The sequence below is a fragment of the Psychrobacillus faecigallinarum genome, assembly GCF_014836595.1.
GTDB classification, from domain to species: Bacteria; Bacillota; Bacilli; order Bacillales_A; family Planococcaceae; genus Psychrobacillus; species Psychrobacillus faecigallinarum.
Map to the genome: position 1 here is coordinate 68,474 of NZ_JACSQO010000005.1, position 22,712 is coordinate 91,185.

The window sequence follows — 22,712 nt, forward strand, 5'->3', positions numbered from 1 at the left end:
CTAACCCTCCAATATGACTGGAAATACAGTACTTAAATCACCGTACCAACCTTCTAATTCTTCTTTAATACTTCTTGCCGTTTCTTGTGGTTTGTCAGAACCCTGAACAATAATTTGAACTGGTGCTTGTACGCTAGTATTTGTCGTACTACTTCTTATAGCCGGGGCACTGTTGTAACTTGCGCCATCAAAGTCCAAAGTTGGATCTGTGCCGTCGCCTTTTAAGATACCTGCACTTCGTAATGCATCAGCCTCATCCGCAGGTAACACAGCCTCATCTTTATGCAAAAGTGCTGGCATTTCATCATAAGGAACTCGTCCAAGACCTACTTCAAAACCAGGTAAGCTTCCGGTAACTTTCGAAACGACACCACTTATCTTGTCACCGATATCAAAGTTCTTTATGGCTTTTCCAACTGCACCTAATTTGTCGATTACCCATTCAACTGCATCTGCTATACCATTAAAAGCCCATGTAATTGCATCAAGTACTGGTTTCATGTAATTCCAAGTTTCAGCCAGTGTTGCAGAAGCTAAAGGTAATAGAGGAACTATTATTTCTGTTACTAAAAACTTTACAGCTCCAGAAACAACCCCAAACAAACTTCCAGCTATGCGAAGTATAGGAGATATCACGTTAAAAACAGTTTCTATTACAGACTTGGCAGTAGGCATTAAAGGGACTATCACTCCCTCAACAAATCCCATAACTATGCTAGATAGAGTGCTAAAAATATTCATAGCACCGCCTACAATGTTTCCAATGAAGCCCATGGCAACACCGATAAATTCTTGCGCTACAGGCATTAAAGGAACTATGACTCCCTCTACAAAAGAAGATACTGCTGATTTACCTGTGTTAAAGACTCCCATTACTGTCTCACCAAAAGATAAAAAAGTATCAATGATTTCTGGAGGAAGCCCTAATTTATCAGATAAACTAAATATATCTCCCTCTTTTAACATATTAAATGTATCTAAAACTACATCCTTCAATGAGGATAATCCACTGATTCCATCTGAAACAAAAGCCATAAACGGTCCCGGGTTAATATTGGAAATTATGTCACTCATCCAAGACAATGCACCAACAGCTTGATCTAAAATAGGCGTTCCTGCTTTATCTAAAAAATCCTGCCACGCTTGTTTTAAATTTCCCATTTGGTTTTCAAAACTGTCAGATTCAACAGCAGCTTGTCCTAGAGCACCTGCAAGTTTATTTCCGTCTTCAACCATACCAATTAAAGTTAGTTGTTTCTCTGCCTCTGAAAGTTTAATAAACGATTTCCCATATAATTCATTGGCTTTTGCATTTCTTGTTGTTTCTGTTGCAGATATACCTAATGCAGCATCGTTTTCAAAATTACCTTTCAAAAATGACTGCATAGTTTCCGAAACTTCTTCGATGGATTTATCATAAAAAGCCGCACTATCGGCGGCTGCTTTAGTTGATCTTTCCGCCAAATTTAATGCTGCAGCTGTATCCACTCCTGTAGTTTTTGCAAAAGCCGCCATTTGTGTAAAACTACCTTTTAATCGATTGGGTAACATACCTGTTTCTTCAGCAATTTTATTAAGACTGGTTGAAGAATTCTCTTCCATTCCCTCAAATACAGCATCAAACTGTGCGTTCATTGCTTGAGCACTTGCTGCCGCTTCAATAGCTCCTGTGGTAAAATCTTTTAATGCCGAACCTATTCCTAAAGCTAACAATGCTGAACCTACACCTATGACAGCTTTCTTTAAAAAACCCATTCCCTTGTCTGCTTTTTTTACTTCTCCATCTAGCCGACTCAAGTCAGTATCATCTAAGTTTCCAACTTCACCTGTTACATCCCTAACCGATTCTTCTAGATCATCAAATTCGTTTGTTAAGTCGCCAACTTCATCTATTGCACTATCAATCGCAGAGACATCAATGCCTCTTAAAGAACTTATTACTGCATCTATTTTTCTATCAAGTGCAGCAAGGGGCCCATCTGCTATGTCCATGCCAATTTCTACGACTGCATCACGTAAGGACATTCAATCAACCTCCCCTCGCTTCTTTTAATCGATCTACATAGCTATCTATGGCTGCGTTAATTTCTAATAACTCATCCAGTGTCATAGTCTCAGCACGTTCATAGCTAAGTTTCCCTTCCATAATAGGTCGCCAGAATACCCAATTCTCATCCACCGTTTGTCGATGTACATGTATTGGTTTAGCTCTCTTGAAAGGTAAATTTAACTGCCTCGGACATTACTTCTGAAAATCCCCCTACTTCCTCGAAATGTTCGAAGTTTACCTTACTTCCATCTTCTTTAAAGATCACATGTTCCATCATTGAGTCGTAAAGTTTTTCTCCTTGCTGAACACCATGTTCATTCTTAGCATTATCACGCATGCGTACAGCTTCACGTAGCCCCGGGTGTTGAAATATATATTTATCACCTTTTTTTGTTTCAAATGTTTTTTGTTCACCTTTTTTAGCCATTGCTTTTCTCTCCCATTCTTTTCTTTTTAAGTGATTTGTTATATGTCTTTTTTTCATAGCAAATTAAAAAGAGTAAGCACTCGGCTCACTCTCCTTTCGATTTATTTAACTGCGTAGTCAAATACTTTAATTGTGTACACACGACTTGAAGCTGATTTACCAAATTCTTTGTCTGCTGGTTTCGTGATCATTGCTTTCGTCCCGCCGACAACCTCTTTTACTTCGTTATTTGAGTTCACCCAAATTGGCACCATAGAACGAGCATTAGCAAAACCATCTAGCACTGAAATAGATGGCGATGTTTGATTAAGCGTGATTTCAATCGTTCCCATGCCATCTCCATTTATAGATACCACTGCATCACCTTGCGCTGAACTAGAAGCTTCAAAGTTATCATTGTCTTTTGATGCTTTTACCATTGTGCCATCAGCATACCCCGTTATAAATATACCGCCGACAGTCGTTACTACTTTACGAGCATCATATGTTCCAATATGTCCTGTCATTAATTACCCCTCCTTAGTAAACCATTTCTCCATTAACAGTTGTTTCATGAATTGCACCTGCAAGTTCAAAGCTAAATGATAGGCCTTTATAGTGACGTTCTACACGATCGGCAGCATTTGTTTGTGAACGTCTTTTAGCAGTAAGTGTATAAAGTGGTAGTTCAGCTTCATCAAGTGCAATGATGCCCTGTTGTGCTCCTATTTCTAAAATGGTGCGTGCCTCACCTTCTATTTGCGGAATTCCAACATCATCAAAAGAAATCTTGTCATTATTTACAAATAAAGTAGATATTGCTTGCTCCATATTGACTTTCACCCAGTCTTTACCGTGAATGACATCAATATATTCACCTGATAGTAAAGTGCCTTCTGATGTTTGATAGTTGCCGTTTTTAGCAACATATGCGAATCCATTTAAAGCATGGATTACAAGTAACGTGGTGGCATCATATGGTGCAGGATCCACTCCGATTAACTTTTTGAATTTGTATGTGATGGAACCAACAGGCTTAGAACCATGCCCACCTATTAACGCTAAGTGAGGGTATTGATTTAACTTGTCATGCATCATAACAAATGTACGGTCGTATTTTTTAGCTGATAACGTTGTTAAATCTTCAATACTATCAACAGTATGCGCGGCTAATTTAAAACCTTCGCCTTCTACTACATCAGAAATTGCAATATAGTCTGCTACCGTACCTGTTGCTAAAGATACAAAGTACCAATCTTCGTTATAATATTTTGCAAGAGTTTGTGCAGCAGTTATCTCTGTGCCGTCATATGTGGCTATTGCAACCTTAGCCGTGCTTGTATCGCCTTGTTTAAAGGCTACACGAGCTGCTTTATAAGTATCTGTACTTTCAGCAAAGTCTGCCTTTACACCATCAATATCTCCGTAAATTTTAAATGACGGTGCACCTGTTTTTTGAGCCAATATCAACGGTGTTCCAAGTCCTGTTAATGCAGATGGCTTTTTGATGTTGATAATGACTGTAACGTCTTTTAGTGGCATATTTACCCCTCCTAATTAATTGTTATCTTCTCGATTACATCTGTTTCAAACGATTCCTGACCTCGTACACGTAATCGCAAGTCAAATCCGCATCTTCTTTCATAATCAACAGTTAAAAAAACATCACGGTTCGTTGCGTTTAATACGTCAACTACTGTAATTTTTTCATCTGATAATTCAATATGTCCACGCCCTAAGAAGTAAGCACGTGCCTTTTGTGTATAATTTTCTGCATCTTCGATTGCTGATGCATTACAAGTAATCGATAAGACTGATTCAAAGTCTTGTTCAATCCTTGCAGTAGTCCCTGAAATTTTTTGGACTGGTTGACCGACACCTTGTGCAATAGTTGTCTTTTTAATAGAAAAAAACGGGTAGGCGGGTTGTTTTCCTATACCCTCGGCTTGAATCACTTGAATGCCTGTATATGTGGATAATCCTTTTTGCAAGGGAATCCATATATCATCATACTTAATCATGCAAACCGACTCCTTCGCGCCATCTCATCAAATATATATATACGTCAGTAAATTCTCTGTAATCTTTAAAGGCCTGTATGGTATAAAAATCATTCATGTACATTACTTGTATACCAATCTCAAGTGGCAATGTAGTATATAGCTTCTTTTCTTTTACTGTATAAGTGCCGCTTTCAACGTATTTCAAGTCATCATTACTTAAAGGTAGAATGATTCCGCTCATTGGAATTTCCGCTGGTTTACCATTAACCCATTTCCCATTAATATATTGTCCTTCATTTTTTATGAAGGCTATGATTGGGACACTATTTTGATCGATTACTTCTTTAAAAACCATAATTTCAGGCATTATTTTTGCACCACCTTGTAGGTTATACGCCTGCGTAAATCCCCTGAATCGATTAGTGGATTACTAGAACCTTTTTTTCGAATGGTTGAAGATACGTTTGGCGGTGCTTCAATATCGGTTATTTTCTCTTGAATATCTCCTACCATTCGAGCACCTAAACGCTCGTATAGTGTCCTAGCGTCTATTTTAAAATCAAGAACGTTTTTAAGTTGCCTTTTGGCAAATTGAGCCCACTCATTTTGTTTTTCATCAAAAGTAGTCCTCAGAAATGAACGCTCTGGAATAATAATTGACCCACTTGCCTTTTGAATGGTTACTCCAAATTCATGAATATTTGCAATCATTGCATAAAAAGAATCATCATCCCCAAATACCCCGACCTCTACAGTAAATCTTTTCAAATCCCTTAAATTTTTAATTAATTGTGGAATATTGTTTCTGTCAGTAACGCGAATGTTGATACCGGCCATTACAACACCACCAAGTTAATTTTCTTTTTAGATTTTAATTGTTCTTCGATTTCTTCTAAAATACGTTGAAATTCTTGTCCATATTTGGTTGCGAGTAAGCCCATATTTTTATTGGGTTCACTATATTGACGTTCAATTACATCAACTTTTTCTCTAATTACAGCACGGGAAGAAGTCAAACTTAAAGTAACTAAATGAGCCGTTAAATAACGAGCCAATCGTTCTTGGTAAGACTTAGGCACATTTAAAGAGGACACTTCAAGCGAAGCATCCTCTATGTACATTGTTAAGCGTTCTTCAGAAACTGCCGTAAACTCATCACTCAACATGCGAACCCTTTCTATTGTGGTTAACATATAGTTCACTCTCCCTTATTTTTCGGGATTAGATAACTCTTCGATACGTTTGTCGATTGCATCTCGAACAGTCTTACGGTCCTCATCTTCTCTTAACGCTTTAAGCATATCAATGTCAAAAGCATCTTCAATCATAGCTATTACTTCTTTAGCAGATGGTTTTGATTTATCCTTTTCATAAACAAATTCGCCCGCTTCTTCTAAATGAGCCATCAAAGGATGAGCAAGAAATTGTTCAAATTCTTGCTCTCCTACTTTATTTGTACCTGGTACCAGGGTTAAACCATTTGCTTGATATGAGTGATTACCTTTATTTTGTACTAACATGTAGGTTCCTCCTTAAATACCATCCGCACGGCAAATAGCCATTGGATAGCGAATAATTAATCCTGTCGTGCGCTCTTCAAACGGTACTTTCGTGTTTGGAAAAGCGTATTCTTGTGGGTGACGAGTAATATCTAATGGTATTCCAAGTTCAACAACATCAGGAGATGAGTCTAATACAACGAAACAATTGCTATTAGCTACTCCTTTGCCTTTTAAATCATTGATTGTCTCAATTCGTTTAAACCAATTTTGAGAACGGATATACTCCAATACCGTTTGCTGTGTATAGTCGTTAAATGGTTTCTCTAATTCCTCGGAAGAATCAGGGGTAAGAAGTAAAGTATCTGCCTCATGGCCATTTAATTTGTTGATCTTATTTTTTGCTTTACGGATATCTGCGACAATCTCTTTACCGGTTTTATCAGCCCATTTAGTAGAGGTACCACCCTCATTTTGTGGTACTGCATAAACTTGAATACCAACCGCATCAGTTAGACCTTTAATTCTGTGCTTAGAATCACCTGAGAATGCAATTTGGTTCTCTTTTTCAGCAATGGCTTTACGAACCGTATCTGCTTTTGTTACCTCAATTTGGCGACCAGCCATTTGCGCTTCACGTACTTCTTGAACTGAAATATTGAATGCAGCTGCTATAGAATAAATTTTCACTGTTTCTTCTGTTAAATCTGCATCTACTAACGGGACATCGGTAGCTCCTGGAGCTAATATTTTAGCAGCACCAGATCGTGTCATCACATCATAGCTGTATGTTTTTGCTCCTGCAGGGATATCTGTTTTTAATGAGAAAATAGAGCGAGCTTTTAGTTCATTAGCATGTGGCTCATATACTCGCTTGTCAATTGCGTTTAAATCTTGTGGACGAATCAATGCGTCCGCTCTGTATGTTTGTGTTGGCATGTAAAGTTCCTCCTAAGGTAAGTTAATTTCTATTTCTACTAATTGATCAGCTGAAGCATTGCTTTTAAATACTGCACTTGATACGTCTATAACTGCCGCACCAGTAGCTACAAACTTTTGTGTTACCGGGTCTACTTTAACAGCTTGACCGTTAACAACATCACCGCCCGCGATAACAAAAATACGACCACGTTTTACTATTGCAGCAGGTTCACCCACTGGATAGTTTTGGTCGTCTTTCTTCTCTACGTAATCGTGAATATTTTGTGCTAAAGCAATACCGATAACTGCACCGCCTGTAGCTATAGGCTTAATAGCTGTACCTGTAGTGTTTAATTGAACTGCACCACCAAAGCGGACAACTGCCTCTACTGCATACGTATCTGCCATATAATCTTGGAAATTGGATAATTGGCCAGGTTTACCTGCTGGTAACATGTACTCAGGATAATTTGTAATAGGCATGTTTATTTTCCTCCTTCTTTACGCATGTTCAAGCGCTTGTTTTTCATTTCTTCAATTTCTTTTTCATTGGTTTTAGTGTCACCGGTAAAAGCATTATTTGTACCAGTGCTAGAAAATCCGTTAGCTTCAACTTGTACTACAGTTGCATCAAAAAAGGCGTTGATATAGTCATCTGACTTACCATCACCTTTAAATTCTGATTTAGTTGTAGCGATAACAGCTTCTTTGATTTCACGCTCTGTTTTACCGGTAAAATCGTATGAATCACCAAGTAAAGGTTTTGCAGTGCTGATTAAATTCACACGTTCTTCCACTTTTTTATCTAATTCATCAGCAGAAAATTGGTTTTCTTTTGCTGTTGCTAATTCTTTTTCTGCATTCTGAAGCTTAACCTCTAAAGCATCGTAACAACCTTGTAAGGTATCTAAACTGTCACCTTTTACTTTTGCTGTTTCTTTTTTAGCTTTTAAAGACTCAATGTGTGCTTTCACTACTGGATCTACTTCATACTCTGTACCTTCAATCTTAATTTTAACCAATGTACTTCCTCCTTTTTCATCTTGAATTTGCCATGCATCACTATCAGAACGAATAGCAACCTCTGGACCAGCTCTCCCTTGATCTACTATTGCAATATGATTAATTTCAATATTACGTTGTGTAAAATCGTACTGTTGACCATTATAAGTACCTGTTTCTGCCACTACATCAGACATGAATCCGATGCTGATTTCTCGTTTACCGTCATAAACCTTCTGGATAAGATCTTTATCAGTTATTGTCAATGACACATATAACTTTAAATCCTCTACACGTGCATCCGTATGGCTCATGCCTTTTGCGTAACTTTGATAGTTGTCTAACGTCACCGGCTCATTAGGATGCTCATCTGTAACGGGCTTAGAACGTGCAGAACGAATGGTGCGATCATTAAAAATCTCATCTGGCAACTTAGCTTCCATTTGAACAGTACCATCTTGCCGTTGATATGGAAAAACACCAGGACGAGTTATCGGCACTTGTACCGTTAAATAACCCTCTGGTGTCTCTCCATAGTCTTTAATATAGGACCTGTCATAACGTTGAAGTTTCAATTTTTCACCTCCTTCTAATACAAAAAGACACGCCGTAAAGCATGTCCTAAATCTATAATCCGTAAGTAATTGTATATTGATGATTACTATCAAGAAGATATAATTCTTGTTCATTAAAACTCATTAACTCAAAAGATATTTCTTGATTCAAAATTATCCCCCGATTCTCCATATCTAGTTTTATTTCATCTTCAATAGAAATTAAATGTAATTGAATTTCTCTCAGTTTATTCATCGCATCATCATAAATTCTAGTATCTTGAATTGAACTTCTTGCCGTATTTAAACCCATTCCTGGTGGCATTAAACATATATTTTTCCCATTTGAATCTTTGATAGTGAATAAAACTAAAGAGCCACTTTTACGTGTTTCCTTTAGTTCTGAAGATGTTATATCCTTATTTAAAGAAATTGCATCGGGAATAACATATGGATTTATTATTTCTGGCCAATTATCAAACATAGTTTGAATAACTCCAAAATCTGTCCAGTGACCATGTTTATAAATATCTATAAAATAAACCGTATCCTCGTGAAGATAAGCGAATAAAACTGGATTACCACGCTTCACTAAATGTTCGCCTTTGATAAATTCATCTCCTAAATGGAAATGGAGTACTCCCCATTCTGAAAACAAATCGTCGTATTTGGATAAATCAGAAGCTGTTCGATTAAAGTAAGGAGTTATGTCTCCCCCATTACTTATAATCTCTTCTAATTTAGTAAATCCTTTCTTGTATTCTGGTGGACAACTGAAATTTGATGACTTAACTATTTTATGTGGTCCAGCAAATGACTTTTTTCTAAGATAATTGATGTAATGAATAATTAATCTATCATCGCTGAAATTTTCAGGCAATCTCAAATTACTATTATTAATTTTTTCCATCATCAGTTTTTTATAATCTTTTTGTAAGTTAATAATCATAAAATCATCCCCCTTAAATTACATAAAAAGGGTTATTTGTTAATTTGTCAATTTTTTTTACTAACTATAAAACATTTAGTCTAAATTGATTTATTCATCATCAAAAATAGGAATAGCCACACAACGACAACGATAATCTTCACCAGGTATTACACTTCTGCCGTTAACCTCTGGCGGATCACTGTAGGAAAAAACTTTCTTATTCAACGCTTTATGTGTTTCGCGTACACGCTCATCTGCTGACGTTAGCCATTTAAACTTTTCAACCCCGATATTTTGATGTCGTTGAGCTGTCATTTGACCTAAAATAGAGCCTACTTGATCTATCGCAATAAATTGAGCACGGTTCTGCGTTACTTCTACACGCTCCATTAATTGTTGACGTATTAATTTGATTGATGAACCCTTCACAACACCTTCGTTAACTATTTCTTCAATGTCCCTAAAATAGTCAGCTTCAATGGTCTCAATGTACCCGACGTTATCTTTAATCTTTGATTTAAGGAATGAAGGAACCCATGTTTCTGTAGATGTAAGGTCAATCCCTCTCACCCTCATTTGTTGTTCTAAGTTATGTCTGTTGAACCGATTAACACTATTAATAAATGTTTGTGCCGCACGCTCATTCTTACCTGGAGCAAAAACTTTGTTTGCTTTACTTTTTAAGGACCTGAGCATTTTCTTTAAACTATCGAACAATCCATCATTACTAAATTCCTGATTATCTTGTCTTATTGATAGTTCTGGCTCCATGTACTTTTCAAATAGAGCAATTGTCTCAACACCTAACTCTCCTATCATCTTCCTCAATGTACGACTATAAGTAACTGTTGCAGCATCAGGAAAGCGTGTTACTGGTATTTTTTTAGTCATTGGAATCACGCCAACTTCTATAAACTTCATTAGCTATTCGACTAAAATCAGCTTCATCACCGCTAAATTTCACTTCACTTGATAAACCAAACTGACCAAAACGTGATTCTCGAATTTCATCGGTTGTGATAATTCCATTCACTAAATAAATTTGATCCGTTTCTGCAACAATTTTTCGTATTTCAGCATCTGTTTTTGCATCTACATTCCATAGTGGATTGAAATGAATTTCCCATTCCAAAGATTCAGGATCAATACGTCCTCCTAATTCTTTTTCAGACATCAACAACATCCTAATAAGCTTTTCTAAATGGGGTTTCATCTCGTTTTCTTGGTCTGCGACAATACGAGAGTAATAATTCATTACATCATATTGAGCTCCCGTAATTGTTCCTGACTCTTGCCCTTTAATAACTGTTTTTGGCATGCGTGCAGCACCTGCTAATAGGTCCCAAACAAAGTCTAGTAAGTCCTTGATACCTGAAACAGATGTACTTTGTTTTGTCAGATCTTCCCCGTCTGCAATCATGGCCAGCGCTTCTGTTCTAAACATAAAATCCATTATCATGGATAATTGCTGTTTATCTTGAGTAGATAAGTTCTCAATATCCTTTGACTTATAAACCTTAAAAGTGAAATCATGAAGTATTTGACCTACAGACCATACAGAAGTATCAAAAACAGTCAGAATATCATATAAGGGCTCTAACAAAGAAGGTCCTTGAAACTCCCCTTCCATACGTCTTGTTTGGCTATGAAGTAAACGTGAAATGTGTACAGCAGATTCAGTAGTTTTAGTTTGCAGACCATGCCTTGAAGCACGATTGATGCGTAGTTCTTCAAGTTGGCCATATTTAATATCAAATACATCCTCATTGATCAGGAACTCATTAACTTTCATGGAACTAAAAGCATGTAAGTAATCAACAGAGTATAGTTTATTCATATCTAGTTCATCATTTAAATCGAATTTAGTTGCCTGCGTTACCCCTAACGATATAAAACCATCCCCACGCAAACGCTCATAAGTAATCATGTCCTTAAAGGCTTTCTTCGCATTTAAATCAGCAAGCTTACTCATAATGTCGCGAGCTAGTTGATCATTTTCCATCTTAAGAGTGAACCAATTACGAGTCATATCTTCGGCGGGTATATCAATGATATTTTGTACAATACGACTATCTGCATATAGGCTGGATATTTCCTCGTGAGATAACTTCCGGTTAGAGCCAGCAACCTGACGTGTGAGTTTATCTCTACTATTCGCTTTCCCATTTCCCTGCATAAAATCCTCTTTAAAATGTTTTGCCTGGTCGATAGTTTTCATCTGGTATCACCTACTTTCCTAAAAGCTTTTTGTAACGGTCAAGAGGATTGGAGTTATTTGTATACAGTTGATTTAATGCTTGGGTGGTCATATCCACTAAATCATCATGTGCAGCATTCGGAAAGCTGACCAATTCCTCAATCAAATCTTCTACCCACGGACACATATTCGGATGTGGTAAATAAACATTGCCAGCCTCAAATAAAGGAGACACCGCATTAGCGCGTGCCTCCTTACCACCATCTGGATTTACCGGAACGATACCACTTATCTCATCTTTTAACATTTCGATGATAGCTGAACCGTTAGCCTTATCCTCAATATATTTACTTCTTGCATTTGGCCACTTATCAGACATAGCACAAATCGCTTTCATTGTATCAGCAAAACCCATTCGTCTATGGTCAATATCAAACAAGAAATACTGTGCCTTCTTTCTACCCCAAACACCACCTGCAACAAAGTCACTTGTTTCGGAGTCTTTAAATGTACAATCCCAAGATTGGGCCATTTTATCAAAGTGAGTTGGCAATATAATAACCTCATCACTCAAGCCCCACTCTCTTTTTTGCTCAGCTGTACGAACATAGAATTTAATCCATTCCCTTTTAAAAATATTACCTCCTGCAGGAGAAGGACGTTGTTGATACAGAGAAGCCCATATACGTGAACCAACCTCACTCTTTTTCTCTTCTGCCCAATGCTCATCGAATCCAAGTTCAGGACACAAGGGTTCTCCAATTTCACGTCCTAATAGATCGTCTTCATCTTCTGCAATGGCAGGTAAACGTAAACGAACCCATTTTCGTGGACTACGAGCAAGTAATCGACCGATTAAATCATCTTCATGCCAACGCGTCATGATAACAATAAGACTAGCACCATCATGCAAACGTGTAGAAAGTGTTGCTTCCCATTCATCCCATATGTTATCTCGAATAGTTTGAGAGCTTGCTTCCTTCATGTTTTTAATTGGATCATCAATAATCATTAGGTCCGCACCTTGACCAGTGATTGAACCACCAATACCAGTTGCTATCATTCCACCGCGTCTATCCTTCACACCCCAATCTTTTGTAGCTGCATTCGATTCGGACAGTTGAACGTTAAATAGTTCGTGTGAAAACTCATTAAATTTATTTCGGTTTAAACGACCGAATTTAGTAGCAAGTCCATCAGAATATGCAGCAGCTATAACTCTCTTATCTGGATTGCGACCAAGATAGTAACTTGGGAATGATTCGGTTACCGTCATTGACTTACCATGTCGTGGTGGCATTTCGATTAATATGGATAGTTGTTCTCCATCGGAAATCCTTTGTAGTACACTACAAACCAATTCTGTATGCCTAAAATGCGAATAATGACCGTGGTGCACATATTCCACATAATCACGATAATTACGTCTAGCAAGCTCTTTTTCGGCTTCATAGGATAATGCTTCAATTTGTTCAACGCTTAAAGTTGGCAATTGCCCTCAACTCCTCTGTGCTTAAATTACTGAAGTCTACTACGCTGATGTTTGCAGTGCCAGTTCCTTTTGTTTCAGAACGGGTTTTTGCGATATCAGCTTTGGTTTTCTCTTCACGCAATCGTTTCAGTTCATTGTCGTTAAGTAAATCCTTATGCTTCGATAAAAACTCAAGTGCCTTCATCTTGTCAGCTAACTTTACAGTGATTCCATCTTTACCTTGCTTCACCTCAGTAATAAGTGATCCGTCAATTTCAGTGGATTCATTCAAATGAACATAGTTGAAAGCGTAGGTTTTGATATTTCCATGCATATCTATTGCTGGTTGTCCGTTTTCTTGATATTCGATTTCTTCTTGTCTACCAAACTTCAAGTAATCCGTAATATCTGCAAAGGCAATGTCAATCCACTTCTGTATGAGTGTTCTTTCGTCTAAAAGAGCATCTTCCGTTAAGCTATCACGTACTTTAACAACTTCTTCTCGTATCCGAGCATCTCTGAGCAACCTTGGACCATTAGTTAACGCCACTTCTCTACTGCAACCATAAGCCTTTTGATATGCTTTAGTTGCATTCCAGTACTTCACATAATAACTAATAAAAAGGCGTTGTTTATCATTGAAACCATCATCTTCTAACTCAAAGGGTTCCAATGATTCAACGACTTCTTTTTGTTTAGGCGCACTCTCTTTTTTTGTATGCACCCTTTTTGGTTTTGTGTGCACAACTTTTTCAATTACTTCCTTTGACCATTTATGCCTAGTTTTCCACGACTTCACTGTGTTAATAGAAACATTATACTTCTTGGCAATATCCTTATATTTCATTCCATTTACATAATCTTCTTCAGCTCTAACATAATTTTCAATCATCTACATCACCTGCCACCTCCAAAATTTTGAACATACAAAAAAGCATCCCGTAGGATGCTTTTATATGTCCTTATTAATTCTTCACTCTCGTATTACTATCTCTTACCATGTACTCATTTACCTCAGGGAAACCATCTTTTCTTAATTGTAGAATATCTTGTTGATAAATATCACTGAATCTTTCAGGTATATATCTGATATTTATGCTCCCTCTAGTTGACATATCAACTATTGTGTCCACAATAATATCTCTAGACTCAACTGGAAGACTTATAAAGGTATTCCAATCTAATGAAAAGTCTTGAACATATTCTTTTGGAAATCTACATTCAAAGAAAGTGTCATCAAATCTTAATAATATTGTTCTAGGTCTACCAACACCCCTACTATTACTAAATTCTACATCTGTTACACTTATTATATCTTTTATCTCTGCAAAATTTAAAAACTCCGACCAATCAACTGTAGAATTTTTAATATAATTGAAATCTCTTACCTTCAAAGCTAAAATAAAATCAATTAATTTTCTATACTTAACTACACCTTTTGCGACATCCCTTTCTCTTCCATTACCCATAGAACTTAGAATAGCTGTCTTCAAGTCCTCAAACTGTTCTGTAAGATTATCAAGGCGCTTTACTTCTACATCTCTAAAACGTTGTTCATTCAAAAGTTTTTGGAAATAACTCGCCCATTGCTTTTTTATGATTTCTTCAACTTCTTGAATTCTGCTAAAAGAAAAAATATTATTACCTTTAGCTCTTTGTCTAACAAAATTTATGAAATTAAATATATATTTAGCCGTTTCTTGTTTATCGATTGAAGGAAAATATATCTGATTAATAATTTCTTTTTCTTTATTTCTTTCATATAGCTCATGATCATGCCATACTTTTTGTTCAATAAAAGTATAAACGGGGATAGATGATTCTATCGCTTTAAGTACCTCTAGCTGAGTAATTGATAAATTCTCCTGTAATTCTGATAAAGTTCCAGCAGCCATATCTTCTTTTTTTATGTTTTGAAAGTCTACTTTTTCTACTGCTTCTGGTACACCTTTACCCCCAAACCTTGAACCAATTATTAATATTAGCATATCACTGTTTATTACCTCGTCTATGCAGCTCGTATGTGTATGTATCCTTGGATCATATAATACATCATTAAAATCCGACATAATTGGAGTATATCCCATTGCAGATAGAAAAGTTCTTAGTTGTGACCTAACTATTGATAAATCGTAGCAAGTTGATGATACAAATACTCTAAGTCCAGCCATTTATTATCTCCCCCTATATATCAAATTCGACAAAAGGATATTAATTCCTGCAAAATTAAAAACTTCAAAAATAATAATTAATGATACAAGAACAACTCTAGTTATCACATGTGCAATAACTATGATTTTTCTTTTCAAGTTTACACCGCAGATCTTTCTTTTAGCAAATATTGGTCGCCTTGTGCGTTTTGTGCGTTCTGTGCGTTTCGTGCGCTAACAATAATATCTATTATTTGATGCTTGCACTCTTTCACGTAAGTAACTCCTACACCTAACTCACTGGCAATTTGTCGATAAGTCCAACCGTCTAAAATGTGATCATAAATAATATTGGTCCTTAGGTCTGAGAAAGTATTGGTATAGCTTTCTAAGATGAGGACGCAGTATCTCATATAATTTAGACGCTCCATTTGTTTCCTTTCTCTTACATCCATCTTTTTTAATTCAGCTTCACTCTTACCTGAGGATCCTTTTGGCATGGCTGCATCTAAACCATATTGAGCAACACCCCAGTTGTCCATAGGGATTTTAAATCCGTATAAAATCTGTTCTAATCTAGCAATTTCTGTTTTCATCATTTGATAATCCGCAATTATGGATGCTATGGAAGTTCCAGTTTTGAACATATTCAACACTCCTATCGTTTATTTCGTACAGCTCCACCAACACGCTTGTATACTTGTCGATTACATCCCATTAAATCTTCAATTTCCCTGCGAGAAAAACGTTCTTTGTTTTGTTTGCTTGTACTAGTATTCTTTTTAACTATCCCTTGTCTAAGAGGCCGTTTTAGCCCTTTTTCGATAAGTTCCGTTTGTAACGTTCCCATTTCTTTCTCTCCTTTACATGAAATAAAAAAGGAGGACAACAAATGAATCAGCGCTTAGCTGTTCACTGTTGTCCTCCAGTTGGCTGGGTGGACTACTTATTTACTTTTAACGAAATTCAGAATATGATGATATCCCTTATCTGTTAGGTTTCCTGACAAATCTATATAATTAGATGATTTTAAATTTTCTTTGATTATGCTTAAAGGATCTCCCATCAGTTTTTGAAATTCAAGAAACATACGATTCAATTCATCTTTTGTGATAAAAGAACTCTTTAACTGATATGAATACCTAGAGTAAAAAGGTTCCAAGAAGTGAATTAATAAATTTGTATAATAGGAATTTAATTCCATTTCACCGTTGTTCCTAACAGTTATAGTTGCTGCAACCGAGCTATTCCCAACGAAATCATTTGTTTTTTTAACTTTTTCGAAATTTGTATTTATTTTATTTAGTAGTTCTGATTGTTGTTCTAACAGCTCACTGTACCTTTTCTTTTCTTCTTCTTCAATTCCTGATTTATCAATCAGTTCAGCAAATTCACTTCTTAATTCTTCTTGCAATTTAGTTGAAGTATTAATATTCCCTGATAAATTATTCAGCTCATTAAATCTATTTTTCATATAGTTACTTGACTCTTCGATCATTCTTAAGGATGTTCCAAACTCACCTTTCATCCCACTTAGCGATTCAGAGATATTTTTATTATGATTAAAAGCTGTATTGTAAAAGTGATTACTTTGTTCAGTGGACTTAAAATAAAATGTTGCTGATAAATAAATAGAAAAAAACGCTAAAATTAATGATAGTAAGGTTGAACTATCTATATTTACTTTACCTGTTATTAATAGATAACAGATTGTTCCGGTTATCCCTAATGTTGCAATGGTAAATGTCCAACTATTTCTATCCTTAACAGAAGACTCTACTGTCTTTTTTTTAATTAACTTGAACTTTTTTTCACTCAAAACTTTTCCCCCTGTTCGACACGCATCCTCTTCACTTTCCCTTGGTGCGTCACAATTTTATTTTCTACGTCAGGTAAAAGAATATTATATTTCACTGGGTCTCATATAATAATTTATTATCTCTTTGCTTGAGCAAACAATAAGTGAGCATTGGGCAATAAACTCATCATCAAAAATATTAAAGATAATTCACCAATGCTTTCTCTTTCTTCTTTGACCGCTAAAATTTCACCCGCGAACATCGGTAAAAAGCCCATGAACACTGTTATCATTGTAAAGTATGCCAAAAATATTTTTTCATCATAACAACGAGTTACATCTTTAAAAATTTGATTCCTCTTTAACCATCTTTCAAATAGTGAACTACTAATCATTCTAATAAAATTGTAAATATGATATGCAGGTAAAAAAATCATTACTATTAAGATGAAAATAGAGTTTGCACTTACTATACTTTGATTTTTTTCAAATATACTAAACCATTTCACTACTACTATATTAATTCCTAGTAAATTTACAAGTAAAATTACAATGAACCCTGATAATACTATAGCTATACTAGATAATATCATCATGAAAAATATCATAGCAATTCTCATTATATTAATTTCAAACGATTTATGATAATGACTATTGATTTTGCCTACAATAAAAAGCACTACTATCAAAATCACAAAAAATTTAAGGACTATTGAAAATCCAATGTAATATATAGAGATAGATACTATAAGAAACAAAAATAAAAGTTTTAATATGTTGATAAACCGATCAGTCAGAACTCTTCTCCCTCTTCCCACGGCATCTGCTTTCTCTCCATTGATGCGTCTATATATATATATATGTCACCTAATATTGTAAATTATTGATTAACTAATTAAAATGGTATTGGCAGTAAATCTCCTCTTAAATAAATTGGATGTCTTGGATGTTTTCCATTTTTTGTTTTTTTAATACAATCGAGTTTATAATCCACTAATAGTGTTTTTACCATTTGATCTCTATTATTTATTGAACCGTATTTCTCACCCCACCCTAAGATCACCCGATTAGAATCATTAACTGCTTTAAGAATATAATCATTATTTTCTTCCCCTACAGGATTAGGGTGATTTGACAAACCTTGTGGATTTGTAGAAATTAAAGCAAAAATATTTACAATTTTCATGCCACCGTATCCCCATGATTTTGAGAAGTTAACACATCTATTCAGTGTAGGATCACATATCTCATTATCAGCAACGCTAGGATTAAGAAGAATAAAAGTAACAGTTTCTAAGCTTTTATCCCATGTACATCCTAATAAATAACGATATGTCGGGAAATTATTATCATCAAAAACTGAGGTAACTACCTCGTTTTCTTTCCAATACCTATGTCCTGGTTTTAGCTTCAAAACTCTTCTCCCTCTTCCCTCAGCATTCTCTTCACTTTCCCTCAATGTCTTAAAATCATCTTATATTCATTTTTAACTTCAATAACGCCATTCATCTAGCCTATAGCATTTTACTAATAAATAGTTCTAATGACTGTATAGATATAGTAATATTATAATCTACTAGAGGATATAATTACCAATCATTTTCTTTTTCTTACTAAAAAGGACAACAAATGACACAGCTTAAAGCTGTAATCAAATGTTGTCCTCCAATTGGTTGGTGGGACTATGTTGATAAATTAGTTAACTAGATATCCAAATTCTATATTGGTTCTTACCGGTATTCCAGATACCTCACGATGCAAATGATAGACATCCGTGATAACGTCGTTGTAAATCGTTTTATATTTTATAGATAGTTGTGATTCTTTTTGCAATGTACCAGTGTTTGCAACCTTATTTAGATTAACAAAAACTAAACCGTCTTCTGATAAACTAATTTCGCATTTCTGTATATCGTCAAAAAACTCTACTTTTTTTAAAGACTCACTGGTTATACTTGCTTCTAAAAACAAAATAGTTTGGAATCCTAAATTTTTGAAGCCTATTTGATATCCTTCTTTTTCCGTACCATATTTAACGATTTCCAATAGTGGTTTAACTTCGCTTCTTTTTTGTAAATCGTTTTTATTATTAAACACCTGCGTTAACTCTGTATTCTTTTTTGCTTGTTGAGCTGCTAGCCATGCTGCAATAGCAGCTCCTGATGTAGCTATCGCACCTATAATACTAATAATAAATTCTATGCTTTTCAAAACTCTTCCCCCTCTTCCGTCCGCATCCTCTTAACTTTTCCTTGATGCGTAACAATCTTATATTCCCCATGTGTCGGAAGCTCTCTGAGTTTTGCTTTTCCGTCACAGATAACAATCACACAACTGGTAGGTATATCCATTATATCAACTGTTAATTGCATTGTCTCTGTGTCTATTTCTAAATTTTCTATACTCACCAAGATCCCTCCAATGTGTTATAATTTTCTTGTGAGAGACAGGAGGAATCTTGTCTTATTTTTTATGTCATTAATCCGGAGGTTATATATGCAAAACTTCATTAAAGGACTTTGGAACTCTTTTGCAGTCCCAATTATTGCATTGCTTATAGCAGCACTATTTCTTGTTACCGTCGGTTTCTATGGCGAAAGTATTTTTCGATTCCTTTTAAACTTATCTTCATAACGACGCTCTTTCTACGAAATGTTCACTAACTTATGAAGCATCCACAACCGCCCATATCGAAGAAATCAAGTTGTTGTGAACCAGTTTCATATTCTTCCCTAAGTTTTTGTAATGACAAATTTTCACGGTTACCATTTACTGAGCGCTTTAAAATTGTTACTTCTTGCCCCAAGTAATCCTGCATTTCTTTTTCATAATTCTCCATCCACTCAAATCTGTCTGGAAAGTGTCTTAAAAGATTTAGGAAGTGTCCTTGTCCGCCTTTTACACACATTCCTCCACAATTGTTATGAGAAAACCCAAGATCATACAGCCTAGGCGTTGAAATACCCAAGTTATTAAGTTCTTGAAGCATTTCGTCTTTGGTCATTAGTGGTTCTTCACACATCGGAAATTCTACTTTGTATGGCGCCCAGTTTTCAACTGGTTTTATTATTCGATGCTCTTCTGTCCAGTCAATACCTAGATATAAAATACATTCATCTGGCTTGAAGTTGTCCTTTATCCACTTATCAGCAGTCTTTTGTTTTAAATGATGGGAACACTGAGCAAGTCGACTATTCCCCAACCACCTAACATCTTTGAATACTTCCCAAGGAGTTCTTCCGTCCTCGATACGAACATATTCTGTTCCTAATTCTTCAACTGTTTCATCTATGAATCTATATAAATCTTCATCTTCTATGAGAGTATCGGTGAAAAGGAGTATGACGTTTTCTTTCCCATGTTGTTCAACTACTCTTTTTGCAGTCATCCAGCTACCAATCCCACCTGAGTAGAAAACTATATGTTTCATGCTTTTAGCCTCCTTTACTGTTTCTACTTAGTACTCTCTAATCCGCTCTGATGGGATATTGAATTTTTATAAAACATTTCTTGCAATAAAAATGAATGTAGCCTATATAATTCATAGTTTCAGTCCATGGTTTCTTACGACAATTTTCACACGATTTAGTTACTGACATATAATTCACTCCTTCGTTATATGTTTCTAGTGCGTCTTATCAAAAAGCGTTATACTAATTTGCCTGTATTAGAATCTATAATTCCATCACTAAACATTCTTGCTACTTTTGCTTCCATACGGCCCTTCTCGTTAAGAATAGAATCGAAGCTTAAAATAATTTTCGAGCCAATCACGTGATATATTTGTTTTTCTGGGAATCCATTAGTAGCATCGTTTAATACGGCTTGTAATTTATCTGCTGTCATACCGTCTGTTTCAATAACTTGATAGTGTTTAAATGACTTACTCATGTTTTCTCCTTTCAAAAAGCAACCCTAACAACCACCCTCGGCTGCATGCTATAAAATTTCCTAACTGTTAAATTCACCACTTGGCTATCATCCTGCCAGATAATCTTGTTTAAGCCGTCCTTAACACCCTTTACGTAATTATCTACATCAGGCTTAGTGGTTGGTCTTAGTTCTCCTTGTTCTATAAGAGCCTGTTTTGGTTTCGTCTGATACTTTTTAGGAGTTGCCCTATAAATATCTATAGCTAAGTCAATTGGTCCTGTTATAAGCTCTTTTGGAGCGTGCTGACCAGCTACTAACTTTACGTACTGTTTAAAGTCCCTCGACTTAGCAGGATCATAGAGGACAGTTTTACCGCCCCATGATTTCCCTGCCCTTGGTCTTCCTTGTGCGACTGGTTCACCTGGTATTTCGAAGAGGATGTTGTTCATGCTCGCATCCTCTCCTGGTATTCCAATTCCTCATCAATGGTCACCTGACGTTTAAGGAACTCTGCCTCAGCTTCCTCATGCTTTCTCTTACATACAGGTCCGTAACCCTCATCAATGCTTTTAGGAGTTTTCAATGGTTTGTTACATCGTTTACATGTACTCATCTCACACCTCCAACAATATGTTTTTCACGTAAAATCATTTGTTTCTGAGGCGCAAATGATTCGATTAAGCATTTCCCAGAGCAATACAGCTCAGAGCCCTTATGCCAAACCTCGTCTCCTTTATGAATGACTTTTTCACAGTTCTCGTTTTCACATACAACTACTGGTACTTGCATATTTCATCCTCCCAACAATTCTTGTCTTAATCTTTTGCGTTCTGCTTCTATATCCATTACTACAGATTTTGTTTTAGGTGCTGGTTCATCAGCATCCTTACCAAACCATTCAGGTACTTTTTCTTCTCTAACGGACTTCGAATGTTTGTTAGAATGTTGGAGCCTCCATCTTTCTTGAAGAGCAACCACTTCATCGACTGAACTAATTTTTTTGGTGGACCAGTTCTTTAAGATTGATTCAACATAGTTCCATCTAAGAGCTCCATTCTCTATAGCAATCTTCATTGCATGTAAAACTAAGCTTTCAGATAGATCATCTATCCATGCATTAACTTTTTCTCCTACATGGGGAGTGATGGCTCCAAATCCGTTCTTTTCATAAAATTCAAATGGAGTGATTTCATTTTCAACTGTAACTGACGATTTTTTCTTTTCTTGTTGTTGTTCTTGTTGTTGTTCTTGTTGTTGTTCTTTTTCTTCTTCTTTTTCTTCTTCTCTTTCTTCTTCTTGTTCTTGTTCTTCTTCTTTTTCTTCTTCTTCCCCCAGGTCTATGCATAGACTATCCATAGGGTATTGATACGGTATCGAACCCTTGCCATCATTGGAATGTATGTCTTTTTGCTCACTTTGATTTATTGATGGTATTGATATGGTATCGATACTGTATCCATACTGTTTTAAAGAAGTAAGGTAAGCATAAACAAACGGTATATGTTTAACTGCAACCAACTCTTTTTCAATGCATTTTTTTACTTTTGGCGAATTAATGAAGTTATACCGCGCCCAATTATTTATCATGATTTCTTTTGTTGACTCGTTGTAAGTAATTTTTCCATATTCAACAAAACGTTGAAGTAGTTTAAGTACTGTTTCCCTGTTGTATCCTGTGTGCATTTCTATGACCCTGTATGGTAATTCATAGATGCCACATTGCGTTGTATTGCCATTTGTCATTAGATACAGATAGAAGTATTTCTCTTCCGGCGTAAGGTCCAATACAAAGCCGTCATCCCAAAATGTTGTGTGTACTTGTCTGTACTTCGCCATTTGGTTTCCTCTTTTCTTTTA

Annotated in this window: 32 protein-coding genes; 1 reads left to right on the forward strand and 31 read right to left on the reverse strand. The window is 35.9% G+C overall.

Annotated elements, in window-relative coordinates; genetic code table 11:
- The 25 genes from H9650_RS11335 to H9650_RS11455 form a co-directional block, all read right to left on the reverse strand.
- Positions 1 to 2,025: a phage tail protein gene (locus H9650_RS11335; protein ID WP_191697244.1), complete on the reverse strand. Its 2,025-nt coding sequence runs from the start codon at positions 2,023 to 2,025 to the stop codon at positions 1 to 3.
- Between the two features lie 179 nt (positions 2,026 to 2,204).
- Entirely contained in the window at positions 2,205 to 2,477 is a 273-nt protein-coding gene (locus tag H9650_RS11340; RefSeq protein WP_191697245.1) for a hypothetical protein, read from the reverse strand.
- Between the two features lie 101 nt (positions 2,478 to 2,578).
- Positions 2,579 to 2,983: a phage structural protein gene (locus H9650_RS11345; RefSeq protein WP_191697246.1), complete on the reverse strand. Its 405-nt coding sequence runs from the start codon at positions 2,981 to 2,983 to the stop codon at positions 2,579 to 2,581.
- 13 nt (positions 2,984 to 2,996) lie between these two features.
- Positions 2,997 to 3,998: a DUF3383 family protein gene (locus H9650_RS11350; protein WP_191697247.1), complete on the reverse strand. Its 1,002-nt coding sequence runs from the start codon at positions 3,996 to 3,998 to the stop codon at positions 2,997 to 2,999.
- A gap of 11 nt (positions 3,999 to 4,009) precedes the next feature.
- Positions 4,010 to 4,477 carry a phage neck terminator protein gene (locus H9650_RS11355; protein WP_191697248.1) on the reverse strand — a complete coding sequence of 156 codons (468 nt, stop codon included), beginning with the start codon at positions 4,475 to 4,477 and terminating at the stop codon, positions 4,010 to 4,012.
- The gene (locus H9650_RS11360; protein WP_191697249.1) at positions 4,470 to 4,826 is read right to left on the reverse strand and encodes a hypothetical protein; all 357 of its coding nucleotides are present in this window, start codon (positions 4,824 to 4,826) and stop codon (positions 4,470 to 4,472) included. Before H9650_RS11360 ends, H9650_RS11355 begins: the two co-directional genes overlap by 8 nt.
- The gene (locus H9650_RS11365; protein WP_225216042.1) at positions 4,826 to 5,296 is read right to left on the reverse strand and encodes a phage virion morphogenesis protein; all 471 of its coding nucleotides are present in this window, start codon (positions 5,294 to 5,296) and stop codon (positions 4,826 to 4,828) included. Before H9650_RS11365 ends, H9650_RS11360 begins: the two co-directional genes overlap by 1 nt.
- Positions 5,296 to 5,652, reverse strand: a complete 357-nt coding sequence (locus H9650_RS11370) for a DUF4054 domain-containing protein (protein WP_191697250.1) — start codon at positions 5,650 to 5,652, stop codon at positions 5,296 to 5,298. The genes H9650_RS11365 and H9650_RS11370 overlap by 1 nt, the downstream gene beginning before the upstream one ends.
- Before the next feature lie 15 nt (positions 5,653 to 5,667).
- Positions 5,668 to 5,979 carry a hypothetical protein gene (locus H9650_RS11375; RefSeq protein WP_191697251.1) on the reverse strand — a complete coding sequence of 104 codons (312 nt, stop codon included), beginning with the start codon at positions 5,977 to 5,979 and terminating at the stop codon, positions 5,668 to 5,670.
- A 12-nt stretch (positions 5,980 to 5,991) separates the two neighbouring features.
- A complete protein-coding gene (locus H9650_RS11380; RefSeq protein ID WP_191697252.1) occupies positions 5,992 to 6,897 on the reverse strand; it encodes a DUF2184 domain-containing protein in 906 nt (301 codons plus the stop codon).
- Between the two features lie 12 nt (positions 6,898 to 6,909).
- The gene (locus H9650_RS11385) at positions 6,910 to 7,362 is read right to left on the reverse strand and encodes a structural cement protein Gp24 (RefSeq protein ID WP_191697253.1); all 453 of its coding nucleotides are present in this window, start codon (positions 7,360 to 7,362) and stop codon (positions 6,910 to 6,912) included.
- 2 nt (positions 7,363 to 7,364) lie between these two features.
- The gene (locus H9650_RS11390) at positions 7,365 to 8,456 is read right to left on the reverse strand and encodes a DUF2213 domain-containing protein (RefSeq protein WP_225216043.1); all 1,092 of its coding nucleotides are present in this window, start codon (positions 8,454 to 8,456) and stop codon (positions 7,365 to 7,367) included.
- Positions 8,457 to 8,508: 52 nt separating this feature from the next.
- The gene (locus H9650_RS11395) at positions 8,509 to 9,384 is read right to left on the reverse strand and encodes a hypothetical protein (protein WP_191697255.1); all 876 of its coding nucleotides are present in this window, start codon (positions 9,382 to 9,384) and stop codon (positions 8,509 to 8,511) included.
- Positions 9,385 to 9,474: 90 nt separating this feature from the next.
- Positions 9,475 to 10,257, reverse strand: coding sequence for a phage head morphogenesis protein (locus H9650_RS11400; RefSeq protein ID WP_191697256.1), 783 nt, complete (start codon positions 10,255 to 10,257; stop codon positions 9,475 to 9,477).
- The gene (locus tag H9650_RS11405; protein WP_191697257.1) at positions 10,250 to 11,584 is read right to left on the reverse strand and encodes a DUF1073 domain-containing protein; all 1,335 of its coding nucleotides are present in this window, start codon (positions 11,582 to 11,584) and stop codon (positions 10,250 to 10,252) included. Before H9650_RS11405 ends, H9650_RS11400 begins: the two co-directional genes overlap by 8 nt.
- A gap of 10 nt (positions 11,585 to 11,594) precedes the next feature.
- On the reverse strand, positions 11,595 to 13,055 hold the full coding sequence (terL, locus tag H9650_RS11410; protein WP_191697258.1) for a phage terminase large subunit: 1,461 nt from the start codon (positions 13,053 to 13,055) through the stop codon (positions 11,595 to 11,597).
- The gene (locus tag H9650_RS11415; RefSeq protein WP_191697259.1) at positions 13,036 to 13,926 is read right to left on the reverse strand and encodes a terminase small subunit; all 891 of its coding nucleotides are present in this window, start codon (positions 13,924 to 13,926) and stop codon (positions 13,036 to 13,038) included. Before H9650_RS11415 ends, terL begins: the two co-directional genes overlap by 20 nt.
- 73 nt (positions 13,927 to 13,999) lie before the next feature.
- Complete coding sequence (locus tag H9650_RS11420) at positions 14,000 to 15,205, reverse strand: DUF4062 domain-containing protein (RefSeq protein WP_191697260.1); 1,206 nt, start codon at positions 15,203 to 15,205, stop codon at positions 14,000 to 14,002.
- Positions 15,206 to 15,345: 140 nt separating this feature from the next.
- Positions 15,346 to 15,831, reverse strand: coding sequence for a sigma-70 family RNA polymerase sigma factor (locus H9650_RS11425; protein WP_191697261.1), 486 nt, complete (start codon positions 15,829 to 15,831; stop codon positions 15,346 to 15,348).
- Positions 15,832 to 15,842: 11 nt separating this feature from the next.
- Positions 15,843 to 16,034, reverse strand: coding sequence for a hypothetical protein (locus H9650_RS11430; RefSeq protein WP_191697338.1), 192 nt, complete (start codon positions 16,032 to 16,034; stop codon positions 15,843 to 15,845).
- A gap of 96 nt (positions 16,035 to 16,130) precedes the next feature.
- Positions 16,131 to 17,003, reverse strand: coding sequence for a hypothetical protein (locus H9650_RS11435; protein WP_191697262.1), 873 nt, complete (start codon positions 17,001 to 17,003; stop codon positions 16,131 to 16,133).
- Between the two features lie 116 nt (positions 17,004 to 17,119).
- Positions 17,120 to 17,590 carry a hypothetical protein gene (locus tag H9650_RS11440; protein ID WP_191697263.1) on the reverse strand — a complete coding sequence of 157 codons (471 nt, stop codon included), beginning with the start codon at positions 17,588 to 17,590 and terminating at the stop codon, positions 17,120 to 17,122.
- Between the two features lie 287 nt (positions 17,591 to 17,877).
- Positions 17,878 to 18,396 carry a DUF1643 domain-containing protein gene (locus H9650_RS11445; protein ID WP_191697264.1) on the reverse strand — a complete coding sequence of 173 codons (519 nt, stop codon included), beginning with the start codon at positions 18,394 to 18,396 and terminating at the stop codon, positions 17,878 to 17,880.
- Between the two features lie 281 nt (positions 18,397 to 18,677).
- Complete coding sequence (locus H9650_RS11450) at positions 18,678 to 19,193, reverse strand: hypothetical protein (RefSeq protein WP_191697265.1); 516 nt, start codon at positions 19,191 to 19,193, stop codon at positions 18,678 to 18,680.
- Complete coding sequence (locus H9650_RS11455; protein WP_404814886.1) at positions 19,190 to 19,354, reverse strand: XtrA/YqaO family protein; 165 nt, start codon at positions 19,352 to 19,354, stop codon at positions 19,190 to 19,192. The genes H9650_RS11450 and H9650_RS11455 overlap by 4 nt, the downstream gene beginning before the upstream one ends.
- Positions 19,355 to 19,478: 124 nt before the next feature.
- Here H9650_RS11455 and H9650_RS11460 point away from each other — a divergent pair, with 124 nt between their 5' ends.
- Positions 19,479 to 19,616 carry a hypothetical protein gene (locus tag H9650_RS11460; RefSeq protein WP_191697267.1) on the forward strand — a complete coding sequence of 46 codons (138 nt, stop codon included), beginning with the start codon at positions 19,479 to 19,481 and terminating at the stop codon, positions 19,614 to 19,616.
- Positions 19,617 to 19,641: 25 nt separating this feature from the next.
- On the opposite strand, the gene H9650_RS11465 is transcribed toward H9650_RS11460, so the two are convergent.
- The 6 genes from H9650_RS11465 to H9650_RS11490 all read right to left on the reverse strand — a co-directional run bounded on the left by H9650_RS11465 (position 19,642) and on the right by H9650_RS11490 (position 22,691).
- A complete protein-coding gene (locus H9650_RS11465; protein WP_191697268.1) occupies positions 19,642 to 20,412 on the reverse strand; it encodes an adenine nucleotide alpha hydrolase family protein in 771 nt (256 codons plus the stop codon).
- A 218-nt stretch (positions 20,413 to 20,630) separates the two neighbouring features.
- Positions 20,631 to 20,873, reverse strand: a complete 243-nt coding sequence (locus H9650_RS11470) for a hypothetical protein (RefSeq protein ID WP_191697269.1) — start codon at positions 20,871 to 20,873, stop codon at positions 20,631 to 20,633.
- A gap of 11 nt (positions 20,874 to 20,884) precedes the next feature.
- Entirely contained in the window at positions 20,885 to 21,304 is a 420-nt protein-coding gene (locus H9650_RS11475) for a RusA family crossover junction endodeoxyribonuclease (RefSeq protein ID WP_191697270.1), read from the reverse strand.
- Positions 21,301 to 21,468, reverse strand: coding sequence for a DUF6011 domain-containing protein (locus H9650_RS11480; protein WP_191697271.1), 168 nt, complete (start codon positions 21,466 to 21,468; stop codon positions 21,301 to 21,303). The genes H9650_RS11475 and H9650_RS11480 overlap by 4 nt, the downstream gene beginning before the upstream one ends.
- Entirely contained in the window at positions 21,465 to 21,644 is a 180-nt protein-coding gene (locus tag H9650_RS11485) for a hypothetical protein (protein ID WP_191697272.1), read from the reverse strand. The genes H9650_RS11480 and H9650_RS11485 overlap by 4 nt, the downstream gene beginning before the upstream one ends.
- A 3-nt stretch (positions 21,645 to 21,647) precedes the next feature.
- A complete protein-coding gene (locus H9650_RS11490; protein ID WP_191697273.1) occupies positions 21,648 to 22,691 on the reverse strand; it encodes a DnaD domain-containing protein in 1,044 nt (347 codons plus the stop codon).
- Positions 22,692 to 22,712 lie beyond the last annotated feature (21 nt).